The following is a 25470-nucleotide window of genomic DNA, read 5'->3' as shown; positions in this document are numbered from 1 at the left end:
GAGGAGGAATTATGGTTAAAGCAGTAGTAGGAGCAAACTGGGGAGATGAAGGAAAAGGGAAAATAACAGATATGTTAGCAGAAAATGCTGATATTATTGTTAGATTTCAAGGCGGTTCCAATGCGGGACATACTATTATTAATGAGTATGGAAGATTCGCCCTACATTTATTACCATCAGGTGTTTTTTATAAACATACAACATCTGTAATAGGAAATGGTGTAGCATTAAATATTCCTTATTTACTTAAAGAAATTGAGTATTTAAAGGAAAAAAATGTTCCAGATCTTAATATTTTAGTATCAGACAGAGCACAACTTGTAATGCCTTATCATATTGATTTTGATGCATATGAAGAAGAAAGACTTGGTAAAAATTCTTTTGGGTCAACTAAATCGGGAATTGCACCATGTTATTCAGATAAATATGCTAAAATTGGTTTTCAAGTAAATGAACTTTTTGATGATAATTTATTTGAAAAAGTTCAAAGAGTTGTTGAACTAAAAAATGTAATTTTAGAAAATTTATATAAAAAAGAAAAAATTGATGCAAAAGAATTATATGACCATATGTTAGTATGGAGAGATGCAATTAAACCATATGTTTGTGATGTATCAAAATACTTAAATGATGCCATTAAATATGGCAAGAAAATTTTGCTTGAAGGACAACTTGGATCTTTAAAGGATACTGATCATGGTATTTATCCAATGGTAACTTCTTCATCAACATTAGCTGGATATGGATCTATTGGAGCTGGAATTCCACCTTATGAAATTACTGATATTGTTACTGTTGTTAAGGCATATTCAAGTGCAGTTGGTGCTGGTGCATTTGTAAGTGAAATTTTCGGAGAAGAAGCAGAAGAATTAAGAAAACGTGGTGGAGATAAAGGTGAATATGGTGCTACAACTGGAAGACCAAGACGTGTTGGATATTTTGATGCAGTTGCTTCAAGATATGGTTGTAGAGTACAAGGAAGTACAGAAGCTGTATTAACAGTTATTGACGCTTTAGGATATTTAGAAGAAATTCCTATTTGTATCGGATATGAAATTGATTGTGAAGTAACTAGAGATTTTCCAACATCCGATAAACTTGAAAAGGCTAAACCAGTTTGGAAAGTCTTAAAGGGATGGAATAGAGATATAAGAGGAATTAAAAATTATGATGAACTACCAGTTGAATGTAGAGAATATATAGAATTTATCGAAAAAGAATTGGAAGTTCCTATTAAAATGATTTCTAATGGTCCAAAGAGAGAAGATATAATTTATAAGAATAGTAGTCTTTAATTTAAATTAAGACTAATGGGTATTATATGAAAAAACGTAAAAAATTGTTACCTAATGCTAGAGAAAATATAGGTTTAGTAATTTTATTTTTATTTGTAAGTTTATTTTTAATTAAAAATATATTTTTTAGTAAAAACTTAAATAAAGATATCATAGCTTTAGAAAATCCAAAAAGTTACGACATAAACTTATCTTCTAAAGCATTAGTTATAAAAGATGAGTACCTATATTTTATTGGAAAAAGCAGTATTGAAACTGATAATTCAAAAGTTGCAGTAGAAAAAGAAATTGGTGAAGTTGATGTAAATCAAATTGACCAAAATTTAAAAGATTATTTAGCAGAAAAGGTTGAAGTTTTAAAAGCACAAGAAGAGAATAAAGATTCTAAAGTTGAAGGTATTGATATAGAAAATATTTTAAACTTTGTGAGAGAAAAGAACTTTTCCAAAACTTTTGAAATTTTATCAAGTGATCAGAACAAAAATGCTTTTGGTAAAAAATATAGCTCAGATAAACTTTTCAGATATTCATTATTAAACGATACAATTAACTCTGGTAAAATTATTTCAAAGAATTCTGGAGTTGTATTAAATAAAATTGACGGTCTTGAGAATGTATATGACTTTTCTGTTATTGATTCTATTGATGAAAAAGATTTTAACTTTGATAGTTCAAATAATATCTCTAGTATTGATGGTATTAAAATTGTTGATAATTTAAAATATTATTTGTGTATAAGAGTTAAAGCTGGTGCATTTGAAAATTTAGAAGAAAATAAGAGTATTAAAGTTAAAATTGGAGATTCAGTAGCTACGGGTATAGTTAAAAAATTCAAAAAAGGTTCAGAATATGATTTAATTATTGGTCAATTTTCTTCTGCTTTTAATGAAATTGCAGATAAAAGATTTATTGATTTAAATGTTATTCAGACGGTTTCTAACTCTTTTGAATTACCTTTAACAGCATTATCTACAGTAGATGGTGAAGATTATGTTTTAGTAGTAGATTCTTTTGACAACATTAGTAGAGCAAAAGTTAAAGTTAATTTTATTGATAAGATTAATTCTAAAGTATATATAGATTCTAGAAATAGTTCTGTAGGAATTTTTTCTAACATTTTAAAAGATGCTAGTAAAGTTAAAGAAGGTGCAATTTCAAAGTAATGAAAGAAAATATTGATTTAATAAAAAATAATATAGCTCTAGCTTGTAATAATTCAAATAGAGATAGAGATGAAATATTTTTGTTACCTGTTTCTAAGACGGTAGATGTAGAAAAAATTCAAGAGGCAATAGAATTAGGATTTAATACATTTGGAGAAAATAAAGTTCAGGAGATTTTTAAAAAATATGATTTTTTTGAAGGAAAAGTAAAATTTCATATGATTGGACATCTTCAAACAAATAAGGTAAAATCAATTATTGATAAAGTTGAATTAATACATTCTTTAGATAGAATATCACTTTTAGATAAGCTAGAAACTGAAGCTAAAAATAAAAAAATTAAAGTTAGATGTTTAGTTGAAGTGAATATTGGGAAAGAAGATAGTAAATCTGGACTTTTTGAGGAAGAAGTAATAGATTTTATTAAAGAAGTTTCAAAAAGAGATAATGTTTTAATCGAAGGTCTTATGACAGTTGCTCCATATAGAGAAAATGTTGAAGATACTAGAATTTATTTTAAAAAGATGAAATCTTTATTTGATGAGATTTCAAGTCTTGGATTAAAAAATATCGATATGAAAATATTATCTATGGGAATGAGTAATGATTTTATCATTGCTATAGAAGAAGGTGCAAATCTAATTAGAATTGGAACTTCAATATTTGGAAAAAGAGATTATAGAGTACTTTCATAACTATGAAAGTATATAAAAGGATTATAATTAGAAAATTTTTGAATTTTCATTTGTTATAAAAAATAATAAAAATATGAGGAGGAATATTATGGCAGGGTTTATGGACAAAATTAAAAAATTTGTTGGAAGTGATGACTTGGATGATGAATATGATGATTATGAAGAAGAGGCTATTGTAGAAAAACAACCTAAATCAGTAGGAGAAAGTTATGCAAGAAGCGCTGGAAGCAAAATAGCTTTAGAAAAGGAAAAATCAAATATTGTTACAATGCCAAATATTAGTAGATTTTTAATTTCTATTAGAGAACCTATTACTTTTGATGATGGAACTCAAGTTTTAGATGATGTTTTAAAAGGTAAGGTTGTAGTTCTTAATTTAGAAATGTTAGAAGTTGATAAGAAAAGACAAATTTTTGATTTCGTTAGTGGAGGTATTTATTCTCTATCCGGAAAAATCCAAAAGGTTACTAAAGATATTTTCATCTTAGCTCCTAAGGGAATTGATATTGACGGAAAAGTTAAAGATCAAATTGAAAATAATGGATTTTATCAATTATAATTAAATGAAGTCATTTGATAAATTAAAAATCTTAGATAATATTAATAATATAGAAGTAAAAAAGACCATCAATAAATTTTTAGATGGTCTTGTTTCTATGGAAAAAAATTATAAAGATATTTTTGTCTCTAATTTTTTTACTCCTTTGGAGTTTAAATATGTTAAGAGAATTTTGGCAAATATTGATTTAGATTTTGATATAATATTTTCTGATGATGATTATGAGAGAAAGTTTTTGATTTTTTATAGATATAATTATTCTTTAAGTGAGTATTTAGAAACTTTAAGATTTAAAGATATTTCTGGTATTGAACATAGAAATATTTTAGGAAGTATTACACACTTGGGGATAAATCGTGAAAAAGTCGGAGAAATTATAAAAGTTGACGACTGTTGGTATGTTTACTGTTTAAAACCAATAGGAACCTTTTTGTTTTCTAATGGCTTAAGATTTGCAGGACAAGATTTAAAATTAGAGATTTTAAATGAGAATTTTATTCCTTCAAATTTTAGAAAATTTGAAGATGAAAGAATAATTGTTTCTAGTTTAAGATTAGATTGTTTTGTAAAAGAACTTGCAAGAACTTCAAGAGAAATTGCTCAAAAATTTATAAAGTCTGGTAATGTTAATTTGAATTACGATGAATGCAAAGACTTTGACAAGAAGATAAATGAGAATGATATTATTTCCATCAGAAAAGAAGGTAAGTTTAAAGTTGATAGTCTTGGTGGTTTAACAAAAAAGAATAAATATGTGGTCAACATTAAGAGGTATTCTATATGATTTATGCAATTTTAATTATTGGTCTAGTTTTAGATCAGTTTACAAAATACATTACAATAACAAAATTAAAAGGTGTAGATTCAGTAGTAATAATTAAGAATTGGTTAGAATTTACTTATGTAGAGAATACTGGAGTAGCTTTTGGTAGTTTTAGAGGATATAAATTCTTATTTATTATAATTTCTTTAGTAGCATTTTTTGGAATTTTGCTTTATATTTATAAAAATAAGGATAAAATCTCAAAAGTAGAGCAAATATTATATACTTTAATAGCTTGTGGTGCATTAGGAAATTGTATTGATAGAATTAGATATTCATTTGTTGTAGATTTTATACACACAAAATTTGGTGGACTATATGATTTTCCAGTTTTTAATTTTGCAGATATTTATATATGTGTAGCTTGTTTTCTACTAATAGTAGTTTCGTTTACTAAGAAGGAGAACTAAAAATGTCAAATTATACTGCTTGGAACGAATATTTAAAAGATGAATTTAATAAAGATTATTTCATTAGAATGAAAAAATTTTTAGATGAAGAATATAAACATAAAACTATTTTTCCACCTAATGAAGCTGTTTTTACAATTTTTGATAAAATAGCACCTAAAGACGTTAAAGTTATTATTTTAGGACAAGATCCTTATCATGGTTTAAATCAAGCAAATGGAATGAGCTTTTCTGTAAATAAAGGAGAAAAAATTCCACCTTCACTTAGGAATATTTACATTGAATTAAATTCAGATTTAGGTATTATTCCAGCAAAGCATGGAGATTTAACTGCTTGGGTAGAACAAGGTGTTTTTCTTTTAAATGCTACACTCACTGTAGAACAAGCAAAACCTAATTCTCATAAGGATATTGGTTGGCAAATTTTTACCGATAGAGTTATTGAGATAATTTCAAATTTTGATTATCCAAAAGTATTTATATTATGGGGAAGTTTTGCTATATCAAAAAGCAGTTTAATAAAAAGTAATGAAAATAACTTTATTATTACAAGTCCGCATCCGTCTCCTTTTTCTGCTCATCGAGGATTTTTTGGAAGCAAGCCATTTTCTAAAGCGAATGATTTTTTGATTAGTAGAGGAGTTAAACCAATAGATTGGAGAGTGTAATTTTTGACAGAATTGAATTATATTTGTGATAAGAAAGTCAGATGTGATGTTTTTTTATCGGAAAAAATTTCTAATTTATCTAGAACTTCAATTCAAAAATTGATAAAAGAGAAATTTGTTTTTGTAAATGGAAAGAATATAAAACCTAATGTTATTTTGGATATTGGGGATGAAATTTCAGTCTCAATTCCTGAAAAAAAAGAAACTAAATTAGTTGCTGAAGAAATAGACTTGGATATTATATATGAAGATGATTTTATTATAATAATAAATAAGCCTAGAAATATGGTTGTTCATCCCGCTGCAGGAAATGAAGAGCATACTTTAGTAAATGCACTTTTAAACCATTGTAAATTATCAATGATTAATTCTGAAAGACCTGGGATAGTTCATAGACTTGATAAAGATACAACAGGACTTATTATATGTGCAAAGGATGATGAAACACATTTAAAATTGATTGATATGTTTTCTAAAAGAGAAATAAGTAAAAAATATTTAGCGATTTGTAATGGTAGTTTTTCGAAAGAATCTGGTTTCATAGATAAGCCTATTGGTAGGGATGAAAAAGACAGAAAAAAAATGAGTGTTAAAAGTAAGTCTGGAAAAGAAGCACTTACAGAATATAATATTTTAACCTCAAATTTAAAGTATTCTTTAGTTGATGTAACTCTTCATACAGGTAGAACTCATCAAATTAGAGTTCATTTTAGCAGTATAAATCATCCTATTGTAGGTGATGACACATATGGAAATAAAAATGAAAAGATAAAAGCTAAAGGACAGATGTTACACTCTTATTATCTTGAGTTTTTACATCCAATAACTAATGAAAAATTACAGTTTAGAGTTTTACCAGATGAATATTTCTTTAGTATTCTATTCAAAACAGGATTGGAATTTAGTGAGGAGCTATTATGCAAAGCGAAAGACTGATTTTTAGAAATTTTAATTTAGAAGATATTGATGATGTTTTTGAATTTGCCAACGATGAAGAAACTTGTAAATTTGTAACATGGGATAAACATAAAAATATTTTAGAAACTGAAAAAGTTATTAAAGAATACTATATGACAAACAAACTATGCTTTGCAATCATTGAAAAGATTTCAAATAAATGTATTGGTTGTTTTGAATATAGAGCTGATTTAAAAAACAATTCACTATTAATTGGATATGTTTTAAATAAAAAATATTGGAACAAAGGTTATATGACTGAAACTCTTGAATTCATGTTAGATTATGCATTTAAAACTCTAAAAGTTAATAGAGTAAGTGCAACACATATTAGAGAAAATTTAGCCTCAGGAAAAGTAATGGAAAAATGTGGACTTGAAATAGAGGGTATCTTTGAAGATGTAGAATTTTTAAAAGGAAGATATATAACCTTAGTGTATAGAGCAATTTTAAGAAAAAATTATTTAAAAGGAGAAAAAGAATATGAAACAATTAGAAATGCCTAAAGTTGGAGAAAAAGTTTATATAATGAAAACAAATGTAGGAGATATTTATTTAAGATTATTTAATGAAATTGCTCCAAAAACTTGTGAAAATTTTATAACTTTAGCTAAAAAAGGATATTATAATGGAGTTACTTTCCACAGAGTAATAAAAGATTTTATGATTCAAGGTGGAGATCCAGAAGGAACAGGTATGGGAGGAGAAAGTATCTGGGGAAAAGAATTTGAAGATGAATTTGATGGTGATTTTAGACATTATAGAGGTGCATTATCAATGGCAAATTCTGGTCCTAATACAAATGGTAGTCAATTTTTTATTGTACAAAATAGTAAAGTTTCTGATGAACATATTAATCACTTAAGAAATTCAGATAAAAAAATATATCCTGATGAAGTTGTTGATACTTACGAAAAACTTGGAGGAGCTTTCTGGTTAGATTTTAAACATTCAGTTTTTGGACAAGTGTTTAAAGGAATGGAAGTAGTTGATGAAATAGCAAATACTTATTGTTCAAAAGATGATAAACCAATAGAAGATATGGTAATTTTATCAATTGAAGAAAAAGTATTTGAGGGCTAGTCATGCATCAATATAAAGGTAAATTAATTTTACATACTGGAAGTATGTTCTCGGGAAAGACTTCAAGTTTGTGGAAGGACTTAAATAGATTTGAAATTGCAAAGTATGAAACAGTTGTTTTCAAACCTAAATTTGATAATAGATATGCAGAAAAAGAGATAGTTACTCATGATAATAATAAAATGAGAGCAATTCCAGTTGAAAATATTGACGATATAATTGAATATATGAAAACTAGTACAGCAAGTATAATTGGAATAGATGAAGTACAATTTATTAAAGGCGATATAAGCAAAATTGTTGAAACTTTAAATTTATTCTTAGAAAATGAGTTTACAGTTGTACTTGCTGGATTAGATATGGACTTTAAAGCAGATCCTTTTGAATTAGTAAAGGAATTAATGCCAAGAGCGGATTATCTATATAAACATCATGCTGTATGCGCTAATTGTGGGGTTGATGCATGGGTTAGTTATAGAAAAACTCATGACGATGAGAGAATAAAACTAGGAGCTGCTGAAAGCTATGAACCTCTGTGCAGAAAATGTTATTATGAAAAAGAAAAAATCAGAAAACAAATGGAAAATCAGTTAAGTATGTTAGAAGATGAATAAAAATACTTGATTTATTCGTTTAATTGTGTTATAGTATGAAGGTAGTAATTTTTTGCTACAATTTCCTATAGTAATGGAGGATTTAAAGGATATGAAAGGAACTGTAAAATGGTTCAATGCGGCTAAAGGATTTGGATTTATTTCAACTGAAAATGGAGAAGATGTATTCGTACATTTTTCAGCATTAGAAGAAACTGGTGAATTTAGAACTTTAGAAGAAGGACAAGCTGTCGAATTTGAAATAGTAGAAGGCGCTAAAGGTCCTCAAGCTTCTGGTGTTGTTAAGTTATAAGATTGTTTTTTAAATAAAAATTCAATTTCAGCATACATTGTATGTTATGATATTAATATTAATATTAATCAAGAAGTAAAATCTCCTTTATAGGAGATTTTTTAAATTTAATTAAAAGGACATTTTATGAGTAAAAAATTATATGATATGAGTTTAGAAGAATTGTGGAAAATTTTTCCAATATTTCTAGTTGAACATAATGATGAATGGAAAACTTGGTATAACGATGAAAAAGCAAATATTTTATTTTTAATTCCAAATGAAAAAATTTACAGAATTTCGCATATAGGAAGTACATATATTCCTACAATATGGGCAAAAAATATTGTGGATATTCTTTTAGAGGTTAAGAATAATGAAGATTTAAAATTTGTAAAAGATATATTATTAAAAAATAATTGGCTTTGTATGAGTGAAGATGAAAAGAGAATTTCTATGAATAAAGGATATACTGAAAAAGGATTTGCTAAAAGAGTATTTCATTTGCATATAAGATTAGATGGAGATAATGATGAATTGTATTTTAGGGACTATTTATTAGAAAATTTTGAAATAGCAAAAGAGTATGAAAAATTAAAACTATCTCTCTGGAAAAAATTTGAACATAATCGAGATGCTTATACAGAATCAAAAGAAGAATTTATAAAAAAATATACTGAAATTGCAAAGAAAAAATACGGGATAATATATTAATTTATCAATTGATTTCTTTAATTTTTTAGTATATAATTTTATATGAAATTGATATTAAGGAGATTTTATGGCTAAAATATTGAGATGTATTGACGAACATAATTCAATTAGATTTTTCTTTGCTTTTACTGATGATATAGTTGAAGACTTTGAAAAATTACAAAAGAGTTCTGTTAGTGCAAATATTGAAATGGGAAAAGTTTTAACGATGAATGCGTTACTTTATTCCGACTTAAAAAATGATACTGATTCTATTGATTTAAAATTAAAGACAAATGGAGAATGTGGTCTTATAATTTCAAAATTATATAATAATTCTTTTATAACAGGATATTTAGAAAACAAAAATATAAGTAAATACGATAAAATATACGAAAAGGGAAAATCTTCAAAAGATTTTATAGGAGATAATGGAATACTTGTTTTAATTAAAGATTTAGGCCTTAAAGCACCATATATTGGACAAACAAGTATAATTTCTTCTAATATTAGTGAAAATTTTAGTAATTATTTCAGTGCTTCAAACCAAACTGTAACATCAATTGATTTACAGGTAAAAAAAGTTGAAGATAAGTATTTTTCATTTGGTTTTATGATGGAACTTTTACCTAACTATACAGAAAAAGATTTATCTCAATTTAAAATATATTCAGATATGTTTAAAGTTGAACTAGAAAATTATTTATCTTCAAAGACTGATGATATGAGTTTTTATGAATATATTTGTTCTATTTTGAAAATTTTTAATATTAGAGTTATTGAAGAAAAAATAATTCACTATAAATGTAATTGTAGTAATGAAAAGATTGATAATATGTTATTAGGGTTAGGCAAGAAAGAGCTTAATGATATAATAGAAGAAGGTAAAGAAATTGAGATTTCTTGTAATTTCTGTGATAAGAAGTACAAGAGAAGTGTTGAACATATTAAAAATTTATTAAATAAACTGTAGGAATTAACAATGAAAAAAATTAATTTATTAGATAACAGAATTTATAGAAATTTAATACTGCTTTCACTTCCTATAATGACAACTTCTTTTATTCAGATGTCTTATAGTCTGATGGATACATTTTGGGTTGGAAAGCTTGGAACAGAAGCTATTGCTGGTGTTGGAATAGTTTCGTTTATTATGTGGTTTGCTAATTCATTAGTCCTAGTTTCAAAAACAGGTATTGAAATAGGTGTAGCATATAGTATAGGTTCAAGAGATGATAAACAATTTAGAAAATATATTGATACATCAGTTGCAATTAATCTATTTATGTCAATAACTTTTGGGATATTATTATATATTTTCGGAGTTGATATAATTAAATTTTTTAACATAAAAAGTGAAACAGTAAATTCTCTAGCGAGTAGTTATTTAAATATTGTAATATTGGGACTGCCTTTTACATTTTTAAATCCATTATTTTCTGGAGTGTTTAATGGTTCAGGAAATAGTAAAGTGCCATTTATAGCGAACTCAGCAGGGCTTATTATAAATATAGTATTAGATCCAATATTAATTTATGGATATTTTGGATTACCAAAATACGGTGTAAGTGGAGCTGCAATTGCAACTACTTTATCTCAAATGATAGTTACAGGAATTTTTATAGTATTTTCATTTTTGGATGGGAAAATATTACATGGCTTTAATTTGGTTAAGAATTTTAGTAAAGCAATATTTAAAGAGGTTTTAAGACTCGGTGTTCCAACGGCTTTTAAATCTTGTATATTTGCTTTCATTTCTACTATATTACTTAGAATAATAGCAAACTGGGGAGAAAATGCTGTTGCAGCAGAAAATGTAGCTGTACAAATTGAAGCAATAAATTGGATGACAGTTGAAGGTTTTTCTATTGCCTTATGTGCCTTAATTGCTCAAAATTATGGGGCAAAAAATTATGAAAATATTCAATCTGGTTATAAAAAAGGACTTAAAATAATTTTATGGATTGGAGTTTTTTGTTCAGTCTTTTTATTTGTTTCTTCAGATTTTATAATTAGATTATTTATTAAAGACGATTTAGAAACAATCAGAATGGGAGTTAGCTATTTAAAAATTTTAGCATTTTCAGAAATATTCTTAGCTCTTGAAATAGGAATTTCTGGTATGTTTAATGGATTAAAAAACACGAAAACACCTACTATAATAAGTACTTTTTCGAATGCTCTAAGAATTCCGCTAGCTTATTTGGTTTTATATTTAAAATTAGATATAACATATATATGGGTTGTAATATCTTTTTGTACATTTGTAAAGGGATTTCTAAATTATGTTTTCTTTAAAAAATTTATAAGGGAAAACTTTGATTTTAAACTTTGATGTATTGAAAAAAAATAAAAGATATGATAGAATATTTATACTATAGATTTAGAAAATTTTTGATTGAAAGTAGTAAATATATTCAAATTTTTAGAGAGTTATTGTTTGGTGGAAAATAATATTTTGAAGTATTGAACTTGTTCATAAAATGCAAATGCCGTTGATTACGTTATAATCATAGAGTGAGTTTAATACTAATTAGAGTGGTACCACGGAAATTTCAACTTTCGTCTCTTTGTGAGGCGGAAGTTTTTTTATGGAATGGAGGAATGTTATGAAAAATTATGATCCAAAAAATATCGAAAAAAAATGGCAAGATATTTGGGATGAAAAGAAGCCTTTTAAATGTGAAATTAATGATAAAGAGAAATTTTATCCTTTAATTGAATTTCCATATCCTTCTGGTCAAGGACTTCATGTAGGACATCCAAGACCATATACTGCAATGGATGTTGTAAGTAGAAAAAGAAGACTTGAAGGACAAAATGTATTGTTTACAATGGGTTGGGACGCTTTTGGCTTGCCTACTGAAAATTATGCGATGAAAAATAAAATTCATCCTGAAGTTGTAACAAAAAATAATATTGCAAATTTCAAAAAACAATTAAAGAGTATTGGATTTTCTTTTGATTGGGATAGAGAAATAAACACAACAGATCCAGAGTATTACAAATGGACTCAATGGATTTTTATGAAGATGTTTGAAAAAGGGCTAGCATACAAAATGGAAATGCCAATAAACTTCTGTCCTTCTTGTAAAGTTGGTTTATCAAATGAGGAAGTTGTTGGTGGATGTTGTGAAAGATGTGGTAGTGAAGTTATTCATAAAGTTAAAAACCAATGGATGCTTAAAATAACTGAATATGCTGATAGACTTATTGATGATCTTGAGGAAGTTGATTTTATTGATAGAGTTAAGACACAACAAATCAATTGGATTGGTAGAAGTTATGGTATGGAAATTAAATTCCAAATAAAAGATGTTGATGATTCTATTTTAGTATATACTACAAGACCAGATACAATTTTTGGTGCTACTTATATGGTTATATCATGTGAGCATCCATTACTTAAAAAATATGAAGACAGAATAAAAAATAAGGAAGAAATAGAAAACTACATTTTAGAAGTTCAAAAGAAATCAGAATTTGAAAGAACTGAAATGAATAAAGATAAGACAGGAGTTAAGATTGACGGAATAACAGCAATTAATCCTTGTACAAAAAAAGAAATACCTGTGTTTATTTCTGATTATGTTCTAATGACTTATGGTAGTGGAGCAATTATGGCAGTACCTGCACATGATACTAGAGATTTTGATTTTGCTAAGAAATTTGGTTTAGAAATAGTTGAAGTTGTTAGTGGTGGAGAAAATGTTCAAGAAAAAGCATATACTGATACAGATAGTGGTATTATGGTAAATTCAGGTTTTCTAAACGGACTTTCAGTTAAAGAAGCAAAAGAAAAGATTTTTGAATATCTATCAAAACTTGGTATTGGAAATAAAAAGACTAACTTTAAACTTCGTGATTGGGTTTTTTCTAGACAAAGATATTGGGGAGAACCTATACCTCTAGTAAATTGTGAAAAATGTGGTTGGGTTGCAATTCCAGAAGAAGAATTGCCATTAAGACTTCCTGAGCTTGAATCATTTGAACCTACTGAAACGGGAGAGTCTCCACTTTCAAAAATTGATGAATTCGTAAATTGTACTTGTCCTAAATGTGGAGGAAAGGCAAAGAGAGAAACTGATACAATGCCACAATGGGCAGGGTCATCATGGTATTATTTAAGATATATGGATCCACATAATAAAGAAAATCTTGTTGGAAAGGATGCTTTAAAATATTTCAATCAAGTTGACTGGTATAATGGTGGTATGGAACATACTACTTTGCACTTGTTGTATTCAAGATTTTGGCATAAATTCCTTTATGATATAGGTGTAGTAAATACTAAAGAACCATATTTAAAGAGAACATCACATGGAATGATTCTTGGAGAAAATGGAGAAAAAATGTCTAAATCAAGAGGGAATGTTGTAAATCCTGATGAAATGATTGATAAATATGGGGCAGATGCGTTGAGATGTTATGAAATGTTCTTAGGAGATTTTGAAAGAAGTGCGTCTTGGTCTGATGGTGGAATTAATGGTTGTAGAAAATTCTTAGACAGAGTTTGGAAATTACAAGAAATAACAAATTCATCCGAAGAAATGTCCAAATCTTTAGAAAAATCAATCCATAAGACAATTAAAAAAGTTTCAGAAGATTTCGAATCTTTAAAATTTAATACTGCTATAGCTGCTCTTATGACTTTGATTAATGAATTTTATTCAGCGAAAGAAATTTCTAGAGAAGATTTAAGAGTATTCTTAATTTTATTAAATCCTGTTTCTCCACATATAACAGAAGAAATATGGCAAGAAATGAATTTTGGAGGATATATCTTTGAACAAACTTGGCCAAAATATGATGAAGCAAAAACAATAGATGACGAAGTTGAAATGCCAATTCAAATTAATGGTAAAGTTAGAGCTACTTTGATGATTCCAAAAGATGCTAAATTTGAAGATTTTAAAGAAGAACTATATAACAATGAAAGTGTTAAAAAGTTTGTAGAAGGAAAAACTATCGTAAAAGAAATCTTTGTTCCAGGAAAAATTTGTAATATAGTTGTTAAATAGAATTTTAAATTAAAAAATAAAAAAAGCAGGTCATATTGACTTGCTTTTTTGTATATTTTTTTATTTTATGGTAAAATAATAAATATAACTTAGTAAATGTGAGGTAATTTATGGATAATAAAGTTGCATTAGTAATTGAAGGTGGAGCGATGAGAGGAGCTTTTTTAAAAGGAGTCCTAGATTGCTTTAAAGAAAATAAAATTAAATTTCCTTATGTTGTTGGTGTATCTGCAGGGGCAATTACAGGATTTGAATTCCTTAGTGGAATAGAATTCGATGTAAATAAATTGTTTAATGAATTTTTAAAAAATATGGAATTATTAAAAAATTCTTCAGAACCTATTGATTTAGTATCAATGGTTAATAGAATTTTTGATTTTCCAGAATTTGATAAAAATTTAGAAGGTGAATTCGAAGCCGGGGTAACTTCTTTGATTGATGGTAGTTATAAATTCTTTTCATCAAAAGATGCAAAAAACACCTCAGATATGGTTAATAAAATAATAGCTTCATCTTCTCTACCAGATATGGCAAAATATGTTATAATTGATGGTATTCCATATTTTGATGGTGGAATGTATAATACAAATCCTCTTGAAAGAGCGATAGAAAAAGGCTATGAAAAATTTATAATCTTACTAGCAAAAAATAGAGGATATAGAAGAGTAAAATCAGAAGTTAGTGATAGAGTAAGACTTGCTTATAAAGATTATCCTATGTTTATTAAGGTAATGGAAAATGAAAAATATATATATAATGAAACAATGGATTTGGTTGATAAGTTAGAAAAAGATAATAAAGCGTTGGTATTTGCACCTGTAAATCCTTTAAAATTTAAATCTTTTACAACTAATTTTCAAGATGTTATTGATTTATATAAGGAAGGATATTTACTTGCAAGTCAAAGTATAGATAAGGTTAAAAATTTTGTTTAGGAGTTAGAATGATTTACGGTTTATCTGATTTACATTTAGATTATACTGGAGATAAGTCTATGGAAGTTTTCGGCTCGGCATGGGAAAATTATGAACAGAGAATGTTTGAGGCTTGGAAAGATATTGTAAAAGAAAATGATTATATTGTTGTTCCAGGAGATATATCTTGGGCTTTAAGAATTGAAGAAGCATATAATGATTTAAAGAGAATTGAAAGTCTTCCAGGAAAGAAAATTTTTTTGAAGGGCAATCACGATTTATGGTGGAGTAGTTTAACTAAAATAAAAGAACTCAATTTAAAAAATATGTTTTTTTTACAAAATAATAGTTTTGAAACTGAAGACTATGTTTTTATTGGAACGAGAGGTTGGCTTTCTCCAAAGTCTTCTGAATTTTCTGAGGATACTGATAGAAAGATTTATAACAGAGAACTTTCAAGATTAAAACTTAGTTTGGATTCTGTTAAAAACAAAGAAAAAGATATTATTTGCCTTTTTCATTATCCACCAGTTGAAAAAGATAGAACTTTAAATGATTTTGGATTATTTTTAAAGGAACATAATATAAAAGTTGCAGTATATGGCCATCTTCATGCATATTCTTTAAATAATGTAGTTGATGAAGTTGTTGAAGGAATTGAATTTCACTGTATTTCTGCGGATTACTTGCAATTTATCCCAAGACTTATTAGGAGATAAAATGGAAAAAGAATTAGAAGTAAAAATTTTAAATATAGATGTTGAAGATATAAAAAATAAATTGAAAGATTTGGGAGCAGAATTTATTGGATGTGAAAATCAAGAAAATATTAGATTATCTTCTTCAAAATTTGAATACATTCCAAAGGGAAGTTTTTTAAGAATTAGAAAATTTTTAGATGATAATGGAAAAGAAATTAACTCAGAATTAACTTATAAGGAACATAAGAAAAATGAATTTTTGAAAGAGTTTAATGAATATAATGTTTCATTAGAAAATAGTGGAGAAATGTTAAAAATAATGTCTCTTATAGGATATGATAAACTTGATATAGAGAAAAAATTTAGGACATCATATAAATTAAAAAATGCTCATATAGATATTGATATTTGGGATAAAGAAGTATATCCTTATCCATATATAGAAATTGAGGTATCGAATTACGAAGATTTGTGTGAAGTTTTAAAATTACTGAATATAAGCGAAGACAAGATTTGTTTGAAATCATTACCTGAGCTTAAAGAAGAATTAGAGAGTAGGGGTTAGTATGAAAGAGTTATTAGGAATTTTAGTTGCAAAAAGATTGTCAGTTATTGCAGTATTACTTGCAATATTCGTTGGAATGCTTGTAACATATTTACTAGGTAGATTAAAAAATAGATTTATAAAATTTATTCCAGCATTCGTTTTAATTATAGTTGGTACTGTTTTTTTAGCAGATGGATGGACAAATATTTTAACATCTAGAGGTATCAATTCGTTATACTATGCAATGATTATTGGAACAAGTGGAGTTGTTTCACTATTTTATGCCTTATTACTTATGAATTTTAAAAGAAAGTAGGTGTTCATATGGGAAATATTGCTGCTTTTTTTGATATAGATGGGACTATAGCGAGAGAATCACTAATGATTGAACATTTTAAAAGACTTATTAAATATGAAATATTGGATGAGAGTGTTTGGGTAAATGACGTAAAACAACTATATATGGAATATGTTAACAGATATGGAGCATATGATGCATATATTGAAGCTCTTTCTGAAAAATATAGAAGTGATTTAAAAGGCTTTGATATAAACTACAATAAGTTTATAGCAGAACAATCAATAAAAAAAGTTTTTGAAAGAGTATATGTTTTTTCTAGAAATGAGTTAGAATTTCATAAAACTAATGGCCATTTAATTTTTTTTGTTTCAGGAAGTCCGGACTTTTTAGTTGAAGAGATGGCAAGTAAATATGACGTCACAGAATTTAGAGCGACAAAATATTTATATGATGAAAATGGAAAATTTACTGGTGAAATAGATCCTATGTGGCATAGTGAAGGAAAAGATAAAGTATGTAATGAGTTAATTGAAAAATATAATATAGATACTGAAAAATCATATGCATATGGGGATACTACCGGAGATTTATCAATGCTTAGAAGATTTGGTAATGCATATACTATTAATCCATCAAAAAGACTATTAGAAAAAATAAGATGCGATGAAGAACTTTCAAAAAAAGTTAATATAATAGTAGAAAGAAAAGATGTAATATATAAATTAAAAGCAGATGTAATTACTCTGTAATTTTATGAATATTTTAAAAAAAGTAGCTAATAAATTAGCTACTTTTTATTTTACTATTAATTATTTACCAATTTTTTCTCCGAATGCTACACATTCATCTTCATCTTCTGGTGTTGGACAATCATATACGCAAAGTGGTTCAGCTACTAATACAGCTCCAACTCCTTCACATCTAACTTTCCAGTCTTTCATCCATTTTTGTCCTTCATTCCATTCATATGAACCGAATAAAGCAATTTTTCTACCATTAAGTTCTTCTTCAACTTCTTCAAACATTGGTTCAAAGCTTGTTTCTTCAAGAACTTCATCTCCCATTGCTGGACAACCAAAAGCGATTAAATCATAATCGTTTAACATATCAGCGCCAAAATCATCAGAGAAGATTACTTCTACTTCAGAACCTACATTTTCAATACCTTCTGCGATACAATCAGCCATTTTTTCTGTATTTCCTGTACCTGACCAATATACAACTGCTACTTTCATTTAAAAGTCCTCCTTAAATTTTAACTAACAAAGTAAAAATTTATTGTATTAATATGTAATACAATATTAAATTATAATTAAACCTAAAAACTAAATAAGTTTAAGTTATAATTTTTACAAGATAATAATAACAATATTATAAAAATTTGTCAACTATTTAAAATTTATTTTAAAAAAAATATATAAAAATATATTATTACTAATTAAGATATATTTATTACTGTTAAAAACTAGTGATAATTACTTAATTTTAAAAATTTTTTAAAAAAAATGTTTTAAAACTTGACATAGGGGAATAATAATAATATAATATTGTTAGCAGTCTAATAGATTGAGTGCTAAAAAAGAGGTGATAAAATGCTTGATGATAGAAAATTGAAAATTTTATATGCCATAATAGATAGTTATATTAGCACATCTGAACCGATTGGCTCTAGAACAATCTCAAAACAATATGATATGGGAGTTAGTTCAGCAACGGTTAGAAATGAGATGAGTGATTTAGAAGAATTAGGTTTTCTAAATAAAGCTTATTCATCTTCTGGGAGAATTCCATCAGACAAGGCATATAGACATTATGTTAATTATCTATTGTCCTCTCATTTTGATGAGATTTCTAAAAACACTTATGGAGTTGACATTTTATCAAGACATATTAAAGAGAAAAGTAAAATTTTCAAAGAGTCTGCAAAGATAATTTCTGAAGTAACAGAATGTATTACTGCTACAATGATTACAGATTATATGGATTGTTCTGTTAAGAGTATTGATGTTATAAAAATAAGCGGAAATTCTTATGTACTAGTTTTTGTTTTTGATAATGGTAAGGTAATTAATACAGTATTTGATTCAAAAACTGAACTTAGCGATGAACTTTTACAAGATTTGATATTTTACTTAAAAAAATATTTAATTAATGTAAAAGTAACTGATTTAAATGATAGATTAGAGTATTTGAAATTAACTTTTGTATCAAAGATTCCATTTATAACAGATATTACGAATTTGATAGGAAATGAAATTTCAAAAACTGAAAAATCTAACATAGAACTTGAAGGTATTTCAAATATATTTAATTTTCCAGAATATAGAGACTTAAATAAGGCTAAGGAATTAATTCATTTCTTAGAGAATAAAAATGAGTTAGAAGATTTGTTTTTAAGTTATAATGGAGATGAAATATATGTAAGTATAGGACGTGAAAATAATAAAGACTTTTTAAATGAAAATACAATTGTTGCAACGTCATATGATCTTGGAGATGGTAGCAAAGGTAAGATTGCGGTAATAGGTCCTACTAGAATGGATTATGAAAAGATAATATCTACTTTAATAAGTTTAAATGATAGATTTAGAGATATTTTAAAATGACGGGAGGCAAAATAGTTGAAAGAAGAAAATAAAGAATTAGAAAAAGAAATTAAAGAAGAGACTACTGAAGAAGTAGAAAATAAAGAATCCGATCAAAACTCTTCTGAAGAAGTTGAAAATAAAGTTAATTCTGAAATTGAAGAATTAAAAAATCAACTTTTAAGACTTCAAGCTGATTTTGTAAATTATAAAAACAGAACAGAAAGAGAAAAATCAAATTCTATTATACTTGCAAATGAAGGATTGATTTTAAAGCTGTTACCAGTATTAGATAATTTTAATAGAGCTTTTGCTCATGTGAATTTAGAAGATGATGCTGTTAAAGGCTTTGTAATGATTAAAGATCAATTTGAATCAATTTTAAAATCCGAGATGGTTGAGGAAATTGAAAGTGATGGAGTTACTTTTGATCCGAATTTACATAATGCAGTTATGACTGAAAGTAAAGAAGGAGTAGAAAGTGGTATAGTATTAGAAACTTTTGAAAAAGGATATAAAATTAAAGATAAAGTAATTAGACCAAGTATGGTTAAAGTTAGTGAATAATTAGGAGGGAAAAATTATGTCAAAAATTATAGGTATTGATTTAGGTACAACAAACTCAGCAGTAGCTGTTATGGAAGGTGGAGAACCAACAATTATAGCAAACGTAGAAGGAAATAGAACAACTCCTTCAGTAGTTGCTTTTACAAAAAATGGAGAAAGATTGGTTGGAGAAACTGCTAAAAGACAAGCAATAACAAATGCAGCAAGAACAATAACATCAATTAAAAGAGAAATGGGAACAGATTACAAAGTAAAAATTGATGATAAAGAGTATAGCCCAGAAGAAATTTCTGCAATGATTTTACAAAAAATTAAATCAGATGTTGAAAGTTATTTAGGAGAAACAGTTTCAGAAGCTGTTATAACAGTTCCTGCATACTTTACAGATAGCCAAAGACAAGCAACTAAAGATGCTGGTAAGATTGCTGGTTTAGATGTTAAGAGAATTATTAACGAACCAACTGCAGCAGCTCTTGCTTATGGAATGGACAAAGACACTGAACAACATAAAATAATGGTATTCGACCTTGGTGGTGGTACATTTGACGTTTCTATTTTGGAAATTGGAGATGGAGTTTTCGAAGTATTATCTACAAGAGGAAATAATAGACTTGGTGGAGATGATTTCGACGAAGTTTTAATGAATTACATGATTTCTGAATTTAAGAAAGAAAATGGAATTGATTTAAGCAAAGACGTAACAGCAATGCAAAGATTGAAAGATGCTGCTGAAAAAGCTAAGAAAGAACTTTCAACTACAATGACTACAAATGTAAACTTACCATTTATCACTGCAGTTGATGGAGCACCAGTTCACTTAAATATGGATATTAAGAGAGCAAAATTTGAAGAATTAGCTTCAGACTTAATTGATAAAACATTAGTTCCAGTTAGAGAAGCTTTAAATGATGCTGGTCTTACTGCATCAGAAATTGATAAAGTTCTTTTAGTTGGTGGTTCAACAAGAATTCCAGCTGTACAAGAAGCAGTTAAGAAATTAATCGGTAAAGAACCTCAAAAGGATATTAACCCTGATGAATGTGTTGCTATCGGAGCTGCAATTCAAGGTGGTGTTTTAACTGGAGAAGTTAAAGATTTATTATTATTAGACGTTACTCCATTATCATTAGGTATTGAAACTATGGGTGGAGTTATGACAAGATTAATCGAAAGAAATACAACTATTCCTGCTAAGAAGAGCCAAATTTTCTCAACAGCAGCAGATGGTCAAACAGCAGTAGATATCCATGTTTTACAAGGTGAAAGAGAATTTGCTCACGATAATACAACATTAGGAAGATTCCAATTAACAGGTATTCCTGCTGCTCCAAGAGGAGTTCCTCAAATCGAGGTTACTTTTGATATAGATGCTAACGGAATTGTAAATGTTCATGCTAAAGATTTAGGATCAGGAAATGAACAAAAAATTACAATTACTGCTTCAACAAAATTATCTGAAGAAGAAATTAATAAGAAAGTAAGAGAAGCTGAACAATTTGCTCAAGAAGATAAAAAGAAAAAAGAAGCTGTAGAAATTAAGAATAATGCTGAATCATTAGTTTACCAAACAGAAAAAACTTTAAAAGATTTAGAAGGTAAATTATCTGAAGATGAAAAATCTGCAGTTAATGCTAAATTAGAAGAATTAAAAACAGCTTTAACAACTGATAATACAGAAGATATTAAAGCTAAAAATGATGCTTTAACTCAAGAATTCTATAAACTTTCAGAAAAATTATATCAAAATGCTAACCCACAAGGACAAGGGGCAGAACAAAAGAAAGATGATGTAGTTGATGCTGACTATGAAGTAGTTGACGAAGACGAAAATAAATAGAAAAAATTCTAAAAGGTAGTAATTAAATTGCTACCTTTTTTTATATTATAATTGAAAAAATTTCTAATTATTGTTATAATAAATTTGTTAAGTTTATTTTATAACTAATATATTTAAGTGAGGGAATGATATGGAAATTAAGAATTTATGTATTAATACTATGAGAACATTAAGTGCTGATGCTATTCAAAAAGCAAAGTCAGGACATCCTGGACTTCCGCTTGGAGCATCACCAATGGCATTTACTTTATTTAATGATTGTATGAAGATTTCTCCTAAAAATCCAAATTGGTTTGACAGAGATAGATTTATTTTATCAGCAGGACATGGTTCTATGCTCTTATATTCATTACTTCATTTATTTGACTACGGTGTTAGTATTAATGATATAAAGAATTTTAGACAAATTGACAGTTTAACACCAGGACATCCTGAATATGGACATACTGCAGGGATAGATGCAACTACTGGTCCACTTGGACAAGGTATTTCTATGGCTGTTGGTATGGCATTAGCTGAAAGTCATTTAGCTTCTATTTTTAATACTGATGATTGTAAGCTTGTAGATCATTATACATACTCAATAGTTGGTGATGGATGTCTAATGGAAGGTATCAGCAATGAAGCATCTTCACTAGCAGGTACATTAAAATTAGGAAAACTTATAGTTTTGTACGATAGCAATAATATAACTATTGAAGGAGATACTTCAACTGCTTTTGGCGAAAATGTAAGAGCAAGATATGAAGCTCTTGGTTGGGAAACTTATTTTGTAGCTGATGGAAATAATATCAATGAAATTAAAGAAGCAATAGAAAGGGCAAAGTTAACTGAAAAACCTTCATTAATTGAAATAAAGACAAAAATCGGATATGGTTCAACTAAAGAGGGAAGTGCTTCAGCACATGGAGAACCTTTAGGAGAAGACAATATTCCAACATTTAAGAAAAATATTGGTTGGGAATATGAAGAAAGTTTTTACGTTCCTGAAGAAGTTAAAAAATATATGAAAGAAGTAGTTGAAAAAAAGAATACTTTTGTTGACGAATGGGAAAAACTACTTGGAGAATATAAAGTTAAATATCCTGAAAAATATAATTTATTCAGAAAATTTATAAAAGCAGAAATTGATGAAGAAATCTTAAATGACCCATCAATTATTGAATTTGATAAGGATATGGCTTCAAGAGAATCAAGTGGAATTGTTCTTAACAGATTTTCTAAATTACTTCCAAATCTTTTTGGTGGTTCTGCCGATTTAGGACCTTCAAACAAATCTACAATGAGTGAATATGAATTTTATTCACCAGAAAATAGAAACGGAAAGAACATTCATTTCGGAGTAAGAGAACATGCAATGGCTGCTATTTGTAATGGTATTTCATTACATGGAGGACTTTTACCATATTGTGCGACATTCTTTGTATTTAGTGACTATTTAAAACCTGCTGTAAGACTTTCTGCACTTATGAATCAAGGTGTTATTTATGTTTTAACTCACGATAGCATTGGAGTTGGAGAAGACGGACCTACACATGAACCAATTGAACATTTAGCAATGTTTAGATCAATACCAAATGTTTCAATGTATAGACCTTGTGATGCTAAAGAAACAGCTTATGCTTGGATTTCTGCGTTAAAGAATAGAAAAACACCAAGCTGTCTAGCGCTTACAAGACAAAAATTAACTAATTTAGAAGAAACTTCATCAGAAGCACTAAAAGGTGGATATGTACTAAAAGACTTTGGAAAAGACTTTGAAGTAATTATAATGGCATCAGGTTCAGAAGTTGGATTGGCTTACAAAGTTTGTGAAAAACTTTTAGAAGAAAACATTTCAACAAGACTTGTATCAATGCCATGTATGGAAGAATTTGAAAAACAAAGTAAAGAATATAAAGAAAGTGTATTACCTAATAACATCAGAAAGAGAGTTAGCATTGAAGCATTATCAACATTTGGTTGGGGCAAATATGTTGGCTTAGATGGAATTTCAATAGGTCTGGATACATTTGGGACATCGGCACCTGCAAATCTATTATTTGAAAAATTTGGCTTTACAGTTGATGCTGTATATGACAAAATAAAAAAAGAATTATTCTAATTAATAAATAATTATAAAAAATAGCGAAGAAAACTTCGCTATTTTTTTATGAAAATATTTTCATTAAATTGTTGAATATATTACTTTAATTTGTTATAATCATCTTAAGTTGTAAATTATTAAGATATTTAATAGGAGGTTATTATGAAAGATATATATTATTATGGAATGATTGCTTTTTTAACAGCAGTAAACATATATTATGGCGTAATATTTTATAGATTAAAAAATAAAGATTACGTTTCTAATGTTTATGATATTTTGTTGAACAATTCTAAGATAAAAAATCCAGAAAAAATTTTAAAAATTTATGGATTAGTTCACATTATAATTGCTGTTTTTAGCTTGATTTTCTTTTTTATAAAGAATGTAGAATTAGTTTTACTATTACCTTTTGGATTAATGATTTTAGATAATTTATTTTTATTAATAATATCTAAAAAACAAGAAAAATTCAAATATATAATAAGCATTATTTTTATAATAGTTATTCAAATTAGTTATTTTAAATTAACTTTAAATGGAGAACCAGCAAGAGATCTTTATAATGTTTCGTATATAATTGTATACGAAAATGGGTTAAGTGATTTTAAAGAACTTCCAGAAAATTCGTATCTAGAGAAAATACCTAACGAAAATATAAAGAATATATCTAAAATAGAAGATAATAAAATAGAGTTTTATGACCAAAAAGGAAAGTTACTGATTGAATCAGAATTGTATGAAGCAGAAGTTAAAAATATTGAAACAAATGAGTTTGAAAAATCAGAAAATATAATAAAATACAAAGGAACATATTATAAAATTTATGAACCTAAAGAATACTAAAATTAATTTAATTTGTTAAAATTTTTAAAATAGGTTATAATATAGTTATTATTAAATTAGTAAAAACTAATGTAAATAAGGAGGAAAAATGAAAGTAATATTATTTGATTTAGATGGAACTTTGCTTCCTTTAGATGAAAAATTGTTTGTTGATATTTATTTTAGAGAATTGTCTAAGGTGTTTTTAGAATATAATATTGATCCAAAAAAACTTGTTGAAACTATTTGGGCTGCTACTCATGAGATGATTAAAAATGATGGTAGGAGAACAAATGAGGAAATTTTTTGGGAAAAGTTTAAGAGTGAAGTGGATACTGATTTATCTGATGTTAAAGATGTTCTTGAAAAGTTTTATGCTAATGAATTTTTTACTTTAGTAAAAGAAGCTTCAACTGAAAATAATCTTGCAAAGTTAGCAGTTGAGCTTGCAAAGAAGGATGGAAGAAAGGTTGTTCTAGCAACTAATCCCGTTTTTCCTGAAAATGCTTTAGTTAGATTAAAATGGACAGGTTTAGATGTAGATGACTTCGACTATATTACTCATTATAGTAATAGTTCTTTTTCAAAACCTAATCCAAAATATTATCTACATTTATGCGAAAAATTTGGGGTTGAACCTAAGGACTGTTTAATGATAGGTAATGATGAAAGAGAAGATATTCATGCAGCAAGTAGTGTTGGAATGAACTGTTATTTAGTTACAGATAATTTAAATCCAGCTCCAGAATATGAAATTAATTGTGAAAGAGGAAGTTTTAAAGATTTAATAGAAAAATTAAAATCTTTATAGGATAAATATAATTAAAAAGACAACAATTATTATTGTTGTCTTTT

Annotated in this window: 28 protein-coding genes and 1 other annotated feature; of the genes, 27 read left to right on the top strand and 1 reads right to left on the bottom strand. The window is 27.2% G+C overall.

The window, feature by feature from the left end; all coding sequences use genetic code 11:
• Positions 1-11 precede the first annotated feature (11 nt).
• The 21 genes from ACLGL0_RS02130 to ACLGL0_RS02030 all read left to right on the top strand — a co-directional run bounded on the left by ACLGL0_RS02130 (position 12) and on the right by ACLGL0_RS02030 (position 17464).
• Complete coding sequence (locus ACLGL0_RS02130) at positions 12-1295, top strand: adenylosuccinate synthase (protein ID WP_411013448.1); 1284 nt, start codon at positions 12-14, stop codon at positions 1293-1295.
• Positions 1296-1321: 26 nt separating this feature from the next.
• Complete coding sequence (locus ACLGL0_RS02125) at positions 1322-2458, top strand: biotin/lipoyl attachment domain-containing protein (RefSeq protein WP_411013447.1); 1137 nt, start codon at positions 1322-1324, stop codon at positions 2456-2458.
• On the top strand, positions 2458-3153 hold the full coding sequence (locus ACLGL0_RS02120; protein WP_411013446.1) for a YggS family pyridoxal phosphate-dependent enzyme: 696 nt from the start codon (positions 2458-2460) through the stop codon (positions 3151-3153). Before ACLGL0_RS02125 ends, ACLGL0_RS02120 begins: the two co-directional genes overlap by 1 nt.
• A gap of 88 nt (positions 3154-3241) precedes the next feature.
• Positions 3242-3712 (top strand): cell division protein SepF, encoded by a 471-nt coding sequence (locus ACLGL0_RS02115; protein WP_233055766.1) that lies wholly within the window; start codon positions 3242-3244, stop codon positions 3710-3712.
• Positions 3713-3716: 4 nt separating this feature from the next.
• On the top strand, positions 3717-4496 hold the full coding sequence (locus ACLGL0_RS02110; RefSeq protein WP_411013445.1) for a YlmH/Sll1252 family protein: 780 nt from the start codon (positions 3717-3719) through the stop codon (positions 4494-4496).
• Entirely contained in the window at positions 4493-4945 is a 453-nt protein-coding gene (gene lspA / locus ACLGL0_RS02105; protein WP_411013444.1) for a signal peptidase II, read from the top strand. Before ACLGL0_RS02110 ends, lspA begins: the two co-directional genes overlap by 4 nt.
• Positions 4946-4947: 2 nt before the next feature.
• Positions 4948-5613 (top strand): uracil-DNA glycosylase, encoded by a 666-nt coding sequence (locus ACLGL0_RS02100; RefSeq protein WP_411013443.1) that lies wholly within the window; start codon positions 4948-4950, stop codon positions 5611-5613.
• Positions 5614-5616: 3 nt separating this feature from the next.
• Positions 5617-6549, top strand: a complete 933-nt coding sequence (locus ACLGL0_RS02095) for an RluA family pseudouridine synthase (RefSeq protein WP_411013442.1) — start codon at positions 5617-5619, stop codon at positions 6547-6549.
• Positions 6531-7076, top strand: coding sequence for a GNAT family N-acetyltransferase (locus tag ACLGL0_RS02090; protein WP_411013441.1), 546 nt, complete (start codon positions 6531-6533; stop codon positions 7074-7076). The genes ACLGL0_RS02095 and ACLGL0_RS02090 overlap by 19 nt, the downstream gene beginning before the upstream one ends.
• The gene (locus ACLGL0_RS02085) at positions 7054-7653 is read left to right on the top strand and encodes a peptidylprolyl isomerase (protein WP_411013440.1); all 600 of its coding nucleotides are present in this window, start codon (positions 7054-7056) and stop codon (positions 7651-7653) included. The genes ACLGL0_RS02090 and ACLGL0_RS02085 overlap by 23 nt, the downstream gene beginning before the upstream one ends.
• Before the next feature lie 2 nt (positions 7654-7655).
• The gene (locus tag ACLGL0_RS02080; RefSeq protein WP_411013439.1) at positions 7656-8267 is read left to right on the top strand and encodes a thymidine kinase; all 612 of its coding nucleotides are present in this window, start codon (positions 7656-7658) and stop codon (positions 8265-8267) included.
• A 91-nt stretch (positions 8268-8358) separates the two neighbouring features.
• Entirely contained in the window at positions 8359-8559 is a 201-nt protein-coding gene (locus tag ACLGL0_RS02075; RefSeq protein WP_233055758.1) for a cold-shock protein, read from the top strand.
• A 126-nt stretch (positions 8560-8685) separates the two neighbouring features.
• A complete protein-coding gene (locus ACLGL0_RS02070) occupies positions 8686-9252 on the top strand; it encodes a GrpB family protein (protein ID WP_411013438.1) in 567 nt (188 codons plus the stop codon).
• Between the two features lie 67 nt (positions 9253-9319).
• Positions 9320-10204 carry an Hsp33 family molecular chaperone HslO gene (locus ACLGL0_RS02065; protein ID WP_411013437.1) on the top strand — a complete coding sequence of 295 codons (885 nt, stop codon included), beginning with the start codon at positions 9320-9322 and terminating at the stop codon, positions 10202-10204.
• 9 nt (positions 10205-10213) lie between these two features.
• Positions 10214-11566 (top strand): MATE family efflux transporter, encoded by a 1353-nt coding sequence (locus ACLGL0_RS02060; protein ID WP_411013436.1) that lies wholly within the window; start codon positions 10214-10216, stop codon positions 11564-11566.
• 50 nt (positions 11567-11616) lie between these two features.
• Positions 11617-11804: a binding site (T-box leader), on the top strand.
• Positions 11805-11840: 36 nt separating this feature from the next.
• Complete coding sequence (gene leuS / locus ACLGL0_RS02055; RefSeq protein WP_314558945.1) at positions 11841-14252, top strand: leucine--tRNA ligase; 2412 nt, start codon at positions 11841-11843, stop codon at positions 14250-14252.
• A 110-nt stretch (positions 14253-14362) separates the two neighbouring features.
• Positions 14363-15187, top strand: a complete 825-nt coding sequence (locus tag ACLGL0_RS02050; protein WP_411013435.1) for a patatin family protein — start codon at positions 14363-14365, stop codon at positions 15185-15187.
• A gap of 8 nt (positions 15188-15195) precedes the next feature.
• Positions 15196-15885: a metallophosphoesterase gene (locus tag ACLGL0_RS02045; RefSeq protein ID WP_411013434.1), complete on the top strand. Its 690-nt coding sequence runs from the start codon at positions 15196-15198 to the stop codon at positions 15883-15885.
• Between the two features lies 1 nt (position 15886).
• Complete coding sequence (locus tag ACLGL0_RS02040; RefSeq protein ID WP_411013433.1) at positions 15887-16432, top strand: class IV adenylate cyclase; 546 nt, start codon at positions 15887-15889, stop codon at positions 16430-16432.
• A gap of 1 nt (position 16433) precedes the next feature.
• Complete coding sequence (locus ACLGL0_RS02035) at positions 16434-16730, top strand: hypothetical protein (protein WP_314558953.1); 297 nt, start codon at positions 16434-16436, stop codon at positions 16728-16730.
• Between the two features lie 8 nt (positions 16731-16738).
• Positions 16739-17464, top strand: coding sequence for an HAD family hydrolase (locus tag ACLGL0_RS02030; protein ID WP_314558955.1), 726 nt, complete (start codon positions 16739-16741; stop codon positions 17462-17464).
• Between the two features lie 60 nt (positions 17465-17524).
• Here the strand turns inward: ACLGL0_RS02030 and ACLGL0_RS02025 are convergent, their stop codons facing one another.
• Positions 17525-17950, bottom strand: coding sequence for a flavodoxin (locus ACLGL0_RS02025; RefSeq protein WP_233055748.1), 426 nt, complete (start codon positions 17948-17950; stop codon positions 17525-17527).
• A gap of 357 nt (positions 17951-18307) precedes the next feature.
• On the opposite strand from ACLGL0_RS02025, the gene hrcA reads away from it, so the two are divergent.
• The 6 genes from hrcA to ACLGL0_RS01995 all read left to right on the top strand — a co-directional run bounded on the left by hrcA (position 18308) and on the right by ACLGL0_RS01995 (position 25426).
• Positions 18308-19321: a heat-inducible transcriptional repressor HrcA gene (gene hrcA / locus ACLGL0_RS02020; RefSeq protein ID WP_233055747.1), complete on the top strand. Its 1014-nt coding sequence runs from the start codon at positions 18308-18310 to the stop codon at positions 19319-19321.
• Between the two features lie 15 nt (positions 19322-19336).
• The gene (grpE, locus tag ACLGL0_RS02015; RefSeq protein WP_411013432.1) at positions 19337-19867 is read left to right on the top strand and encodes a nucleotide exchange factor GrpE; all 531 of its coding nucleotides are present in this window, start codon (positions 19337-19339) and stop codon (positions 19865-19867) included.
• A 16-nt stretch (positions 19868-19883) separates the two neighbouring features.
• Positions 19884-21704 carry a molecular chaperone DnaK gene (gene dnaK, locus ACLGL0_RS02010; protein WP_411009610.1) on the top strand — a complete coding sequence of 607 codons (1821 nt, stop codon included), beginning with the start codon at positions 19884-19886 and terminating at the stop codon, positions 21702-21704.
• Positions 21705-21834: 130 nt separating this feature from the next.
• Positions 21835-23808 (top strand): transketolase, encoded by a 1974-nt coding sequence (gene tkt, locus ACLGL0_RS02005; protein ID WP_411013431.1) that lies wholly within the window; start codon positions 21835-21837, stop codon positions 23806-23808.
• Between the two features lie 144 nt (positions 23809-23952).
• Positions 23953-24636, top strand: coding sequence for a hypothetical protein (locus tag ACLGL0_RS02000; RefSeq protein ID WP_411013430.1), 684 nt, complete (start codon positions 23953-23955; stop codon positions 24634-24636).
• 88 nt (positions 24637-24724) lie between these two features.
• A complete protein-coding gene (locus ACLGL0_RS01995; RefSeq protein WP_411009613.1) occupies positions 24725-25426 on the top strand; it encodes an HAD family hydrolase in 702 nt (233 codons plus the stop codon).
• Positions 25427-25470 lie beyond the last annotated feature (44 nt).

The organism is Parvimonas pharyngis (assembly GCF_046569675.1).
Taxonomy (GTDB): Bacteria; Bacillota; Clostridia; order Tissierellales; family Peptoniphilaceae; genus Parvimonas.
Note: the sequence above shows the minus strand (reverse complement) of the source record. Positions and strands in the feature narration are given on the sequence as shown.

Bases quoted from the DNA above. Each gene is read 5' to 3' on its own strand.
- leuS (WP_314558945.1), top strand. From the start codon at position 11,841: ATGAAAAATTATGATCCAAAAAATATCGAAAAAAAATGGCAAGATATT.
- ACLGL0_RS02065 (WP_411013437.1), top strand. From the start codon at position 9,320: ATGGCTAAAATATTGAGATGTATTGACGAACATAATTCAATTAGATTT.
- ACLGL0_RS02090 (WP_411013441.1), top strand. From the start codon at position 6,531: ATGCAAAGCGAAAGACTGATTTTTAGAAATTTTAATTTAGAAGATATT.
- ACLGL0_RS02070 (WP_411013438.1), top strand. From the start codon at position 8,686: ATGAGTAAAAAATTATATGATATGAGTTTAGAAGAATTGTGGAAAATT.
- tkt (WP_411013431.1), top strand. From the start codon at position 21,835: ATGGAAATTAAGAATTTATGTATTAATACTATGAGAACATTAAGTGCT.
- ACLGL0_RS02030 (WP_314558955.1), top strand. From the start codon at position 16,739: ATGGGAAATATTGCTGCTTTTTTTGATATAGATGGGACTATAGCGAGA.
- dnaK (WP_411009610.1), top strand. From the start codon at position 19,884: ATGTCAAAAATTATAGGTATTGATTTAGGTACAACAAACTCAGCAGTA.
- ACLGL0_RS02085 (WP_411013440.1), top strand. From the start codon at position 7,054: ATGAAACAATTAGAAATGCCTAAAGTTGGAGAAAAAGTTTATATAATG.
- ACLGL0_RS02080 (WP_411013439.1), top strand. From the start codon at position 7,656: ATGCATCAATATAAAGGTAAATTAATTTTACATACTGGAAGTATGTTC.
- ACLGL0_RS02045 (WP_411013434.1), top strand. From the start codon at position 15,196: ATGATTTACGGTTTATCTGATTTACATTTAGATTATACTGGAGATAAG.
- lspA (WP_411013444.1), top strand. From the start codon at position 4,493: ATGATTTATGCAATTTTAATTATTGGTCTAGTTTTAGATCAGTTTACA.
- ACLGL0_RS02130 (WP_411013448.1), top strand. From the start codon at position 12: ATGGTTAAAGCAGTAGTAGGAGCAAACTGGGGAGATGAAGGAAAAGGG.
- ACLGL0_RS02100 (WP_411013443.1), top strand. From the start codon at position 4,948: ATGTCAAATTATACTGCTTGGAACGAATATTTAAAAGATGAATTTAAT.
- ACLGL0_RS02120 (WP_411013446.1), top strand. From the start codon at position 2,458: ATGAAAGAAAATATTGATTTAATAAAAAATAATATAGCTCTAGCTTGT.
- ACLGL0_RS02040 (WP_411013433.1), top strand. From the start codon at position 15,887: ATGGAAAAAGAATTAGAAGTAAAAATTTTAAATATAGATGTTGAAGAT.
- hrcA (WP_233055747.1), top strand. From the start codon at position 18,308: ATGCTTGATGATAGAAAATTGAAAATTTTATATGCCATAATAGATAGT.
- ACLGL0_RS02110 (WP_411013445.1), top strand. From the start codon at position 3,717: ATGAAGTCATTTGATAAATTAAAAATCTTAGATAATATTAATAATATA.
- ACLGL0_RS02025 (WP_233055748.1), bottom strand. From the start codon at position 17,950: ATGAAAGTAGCAGTTGTATATTGGTCAGGTACAGGAAATACAGAAAAA.
- ACLGL0_RS02060 (WP_411013436.1), top strand. From the start codon at position 10,214: ATGAAAAAAATTAATTTATTAGATAACAGAATTTATAGAAATTTAATA.
- ACLGL0_RS02050 (WP_411013435.1), top strand. From the start codon at position 14,363: ATGGATAATAAAGTTGCATTAGTAATTGAAGGTGGAGCGATGAGAGGA.
- ACLGL0_RS02035 (WP_314558953.1), top strand. From the start codon at position 16,434: ATGAAAGAGTTATTAGGAATTTTAGTTGCAAAAAGATTGTCAGTTATT.
- ACLGL0_RS02115 (WP_233055766.1), top strand. From the start codon at position 3,242: ATGGCAGGGTTTATGGACAAAATTAAAAAATTTGTTGGAAGTGATGAC.
- ACLGL0_RS02125 (WP_411013447.1), top strand. From the start codon at position 1,322: ATGAAAAAACGTAAAAAATTGTTACCTAATGCTAGAGAAAATATAGGT.
- ACLGL0_RS01995 (WP_411009613.1), top strand. From the start codon at position 24,725: ATGAAAGTAATATTATTTGATTTAGATGGAACTTTGCTTCCTTTAGAT.
- ACLGL0_RS02000 (WP_411013430.1), top strand. From the start codon at position 23,953: ATGAAAGATATATATTATTATGGAATGATTGCTTTTTTAACAGCAGTA.
- ACLGL0_RS02075 (WP_233055758.1), top strand. From the start codon at position 8,359: ATGAAAGGAACTGTAAAATGGTTCAATGCGGCTAAAGGATTTGGATTT.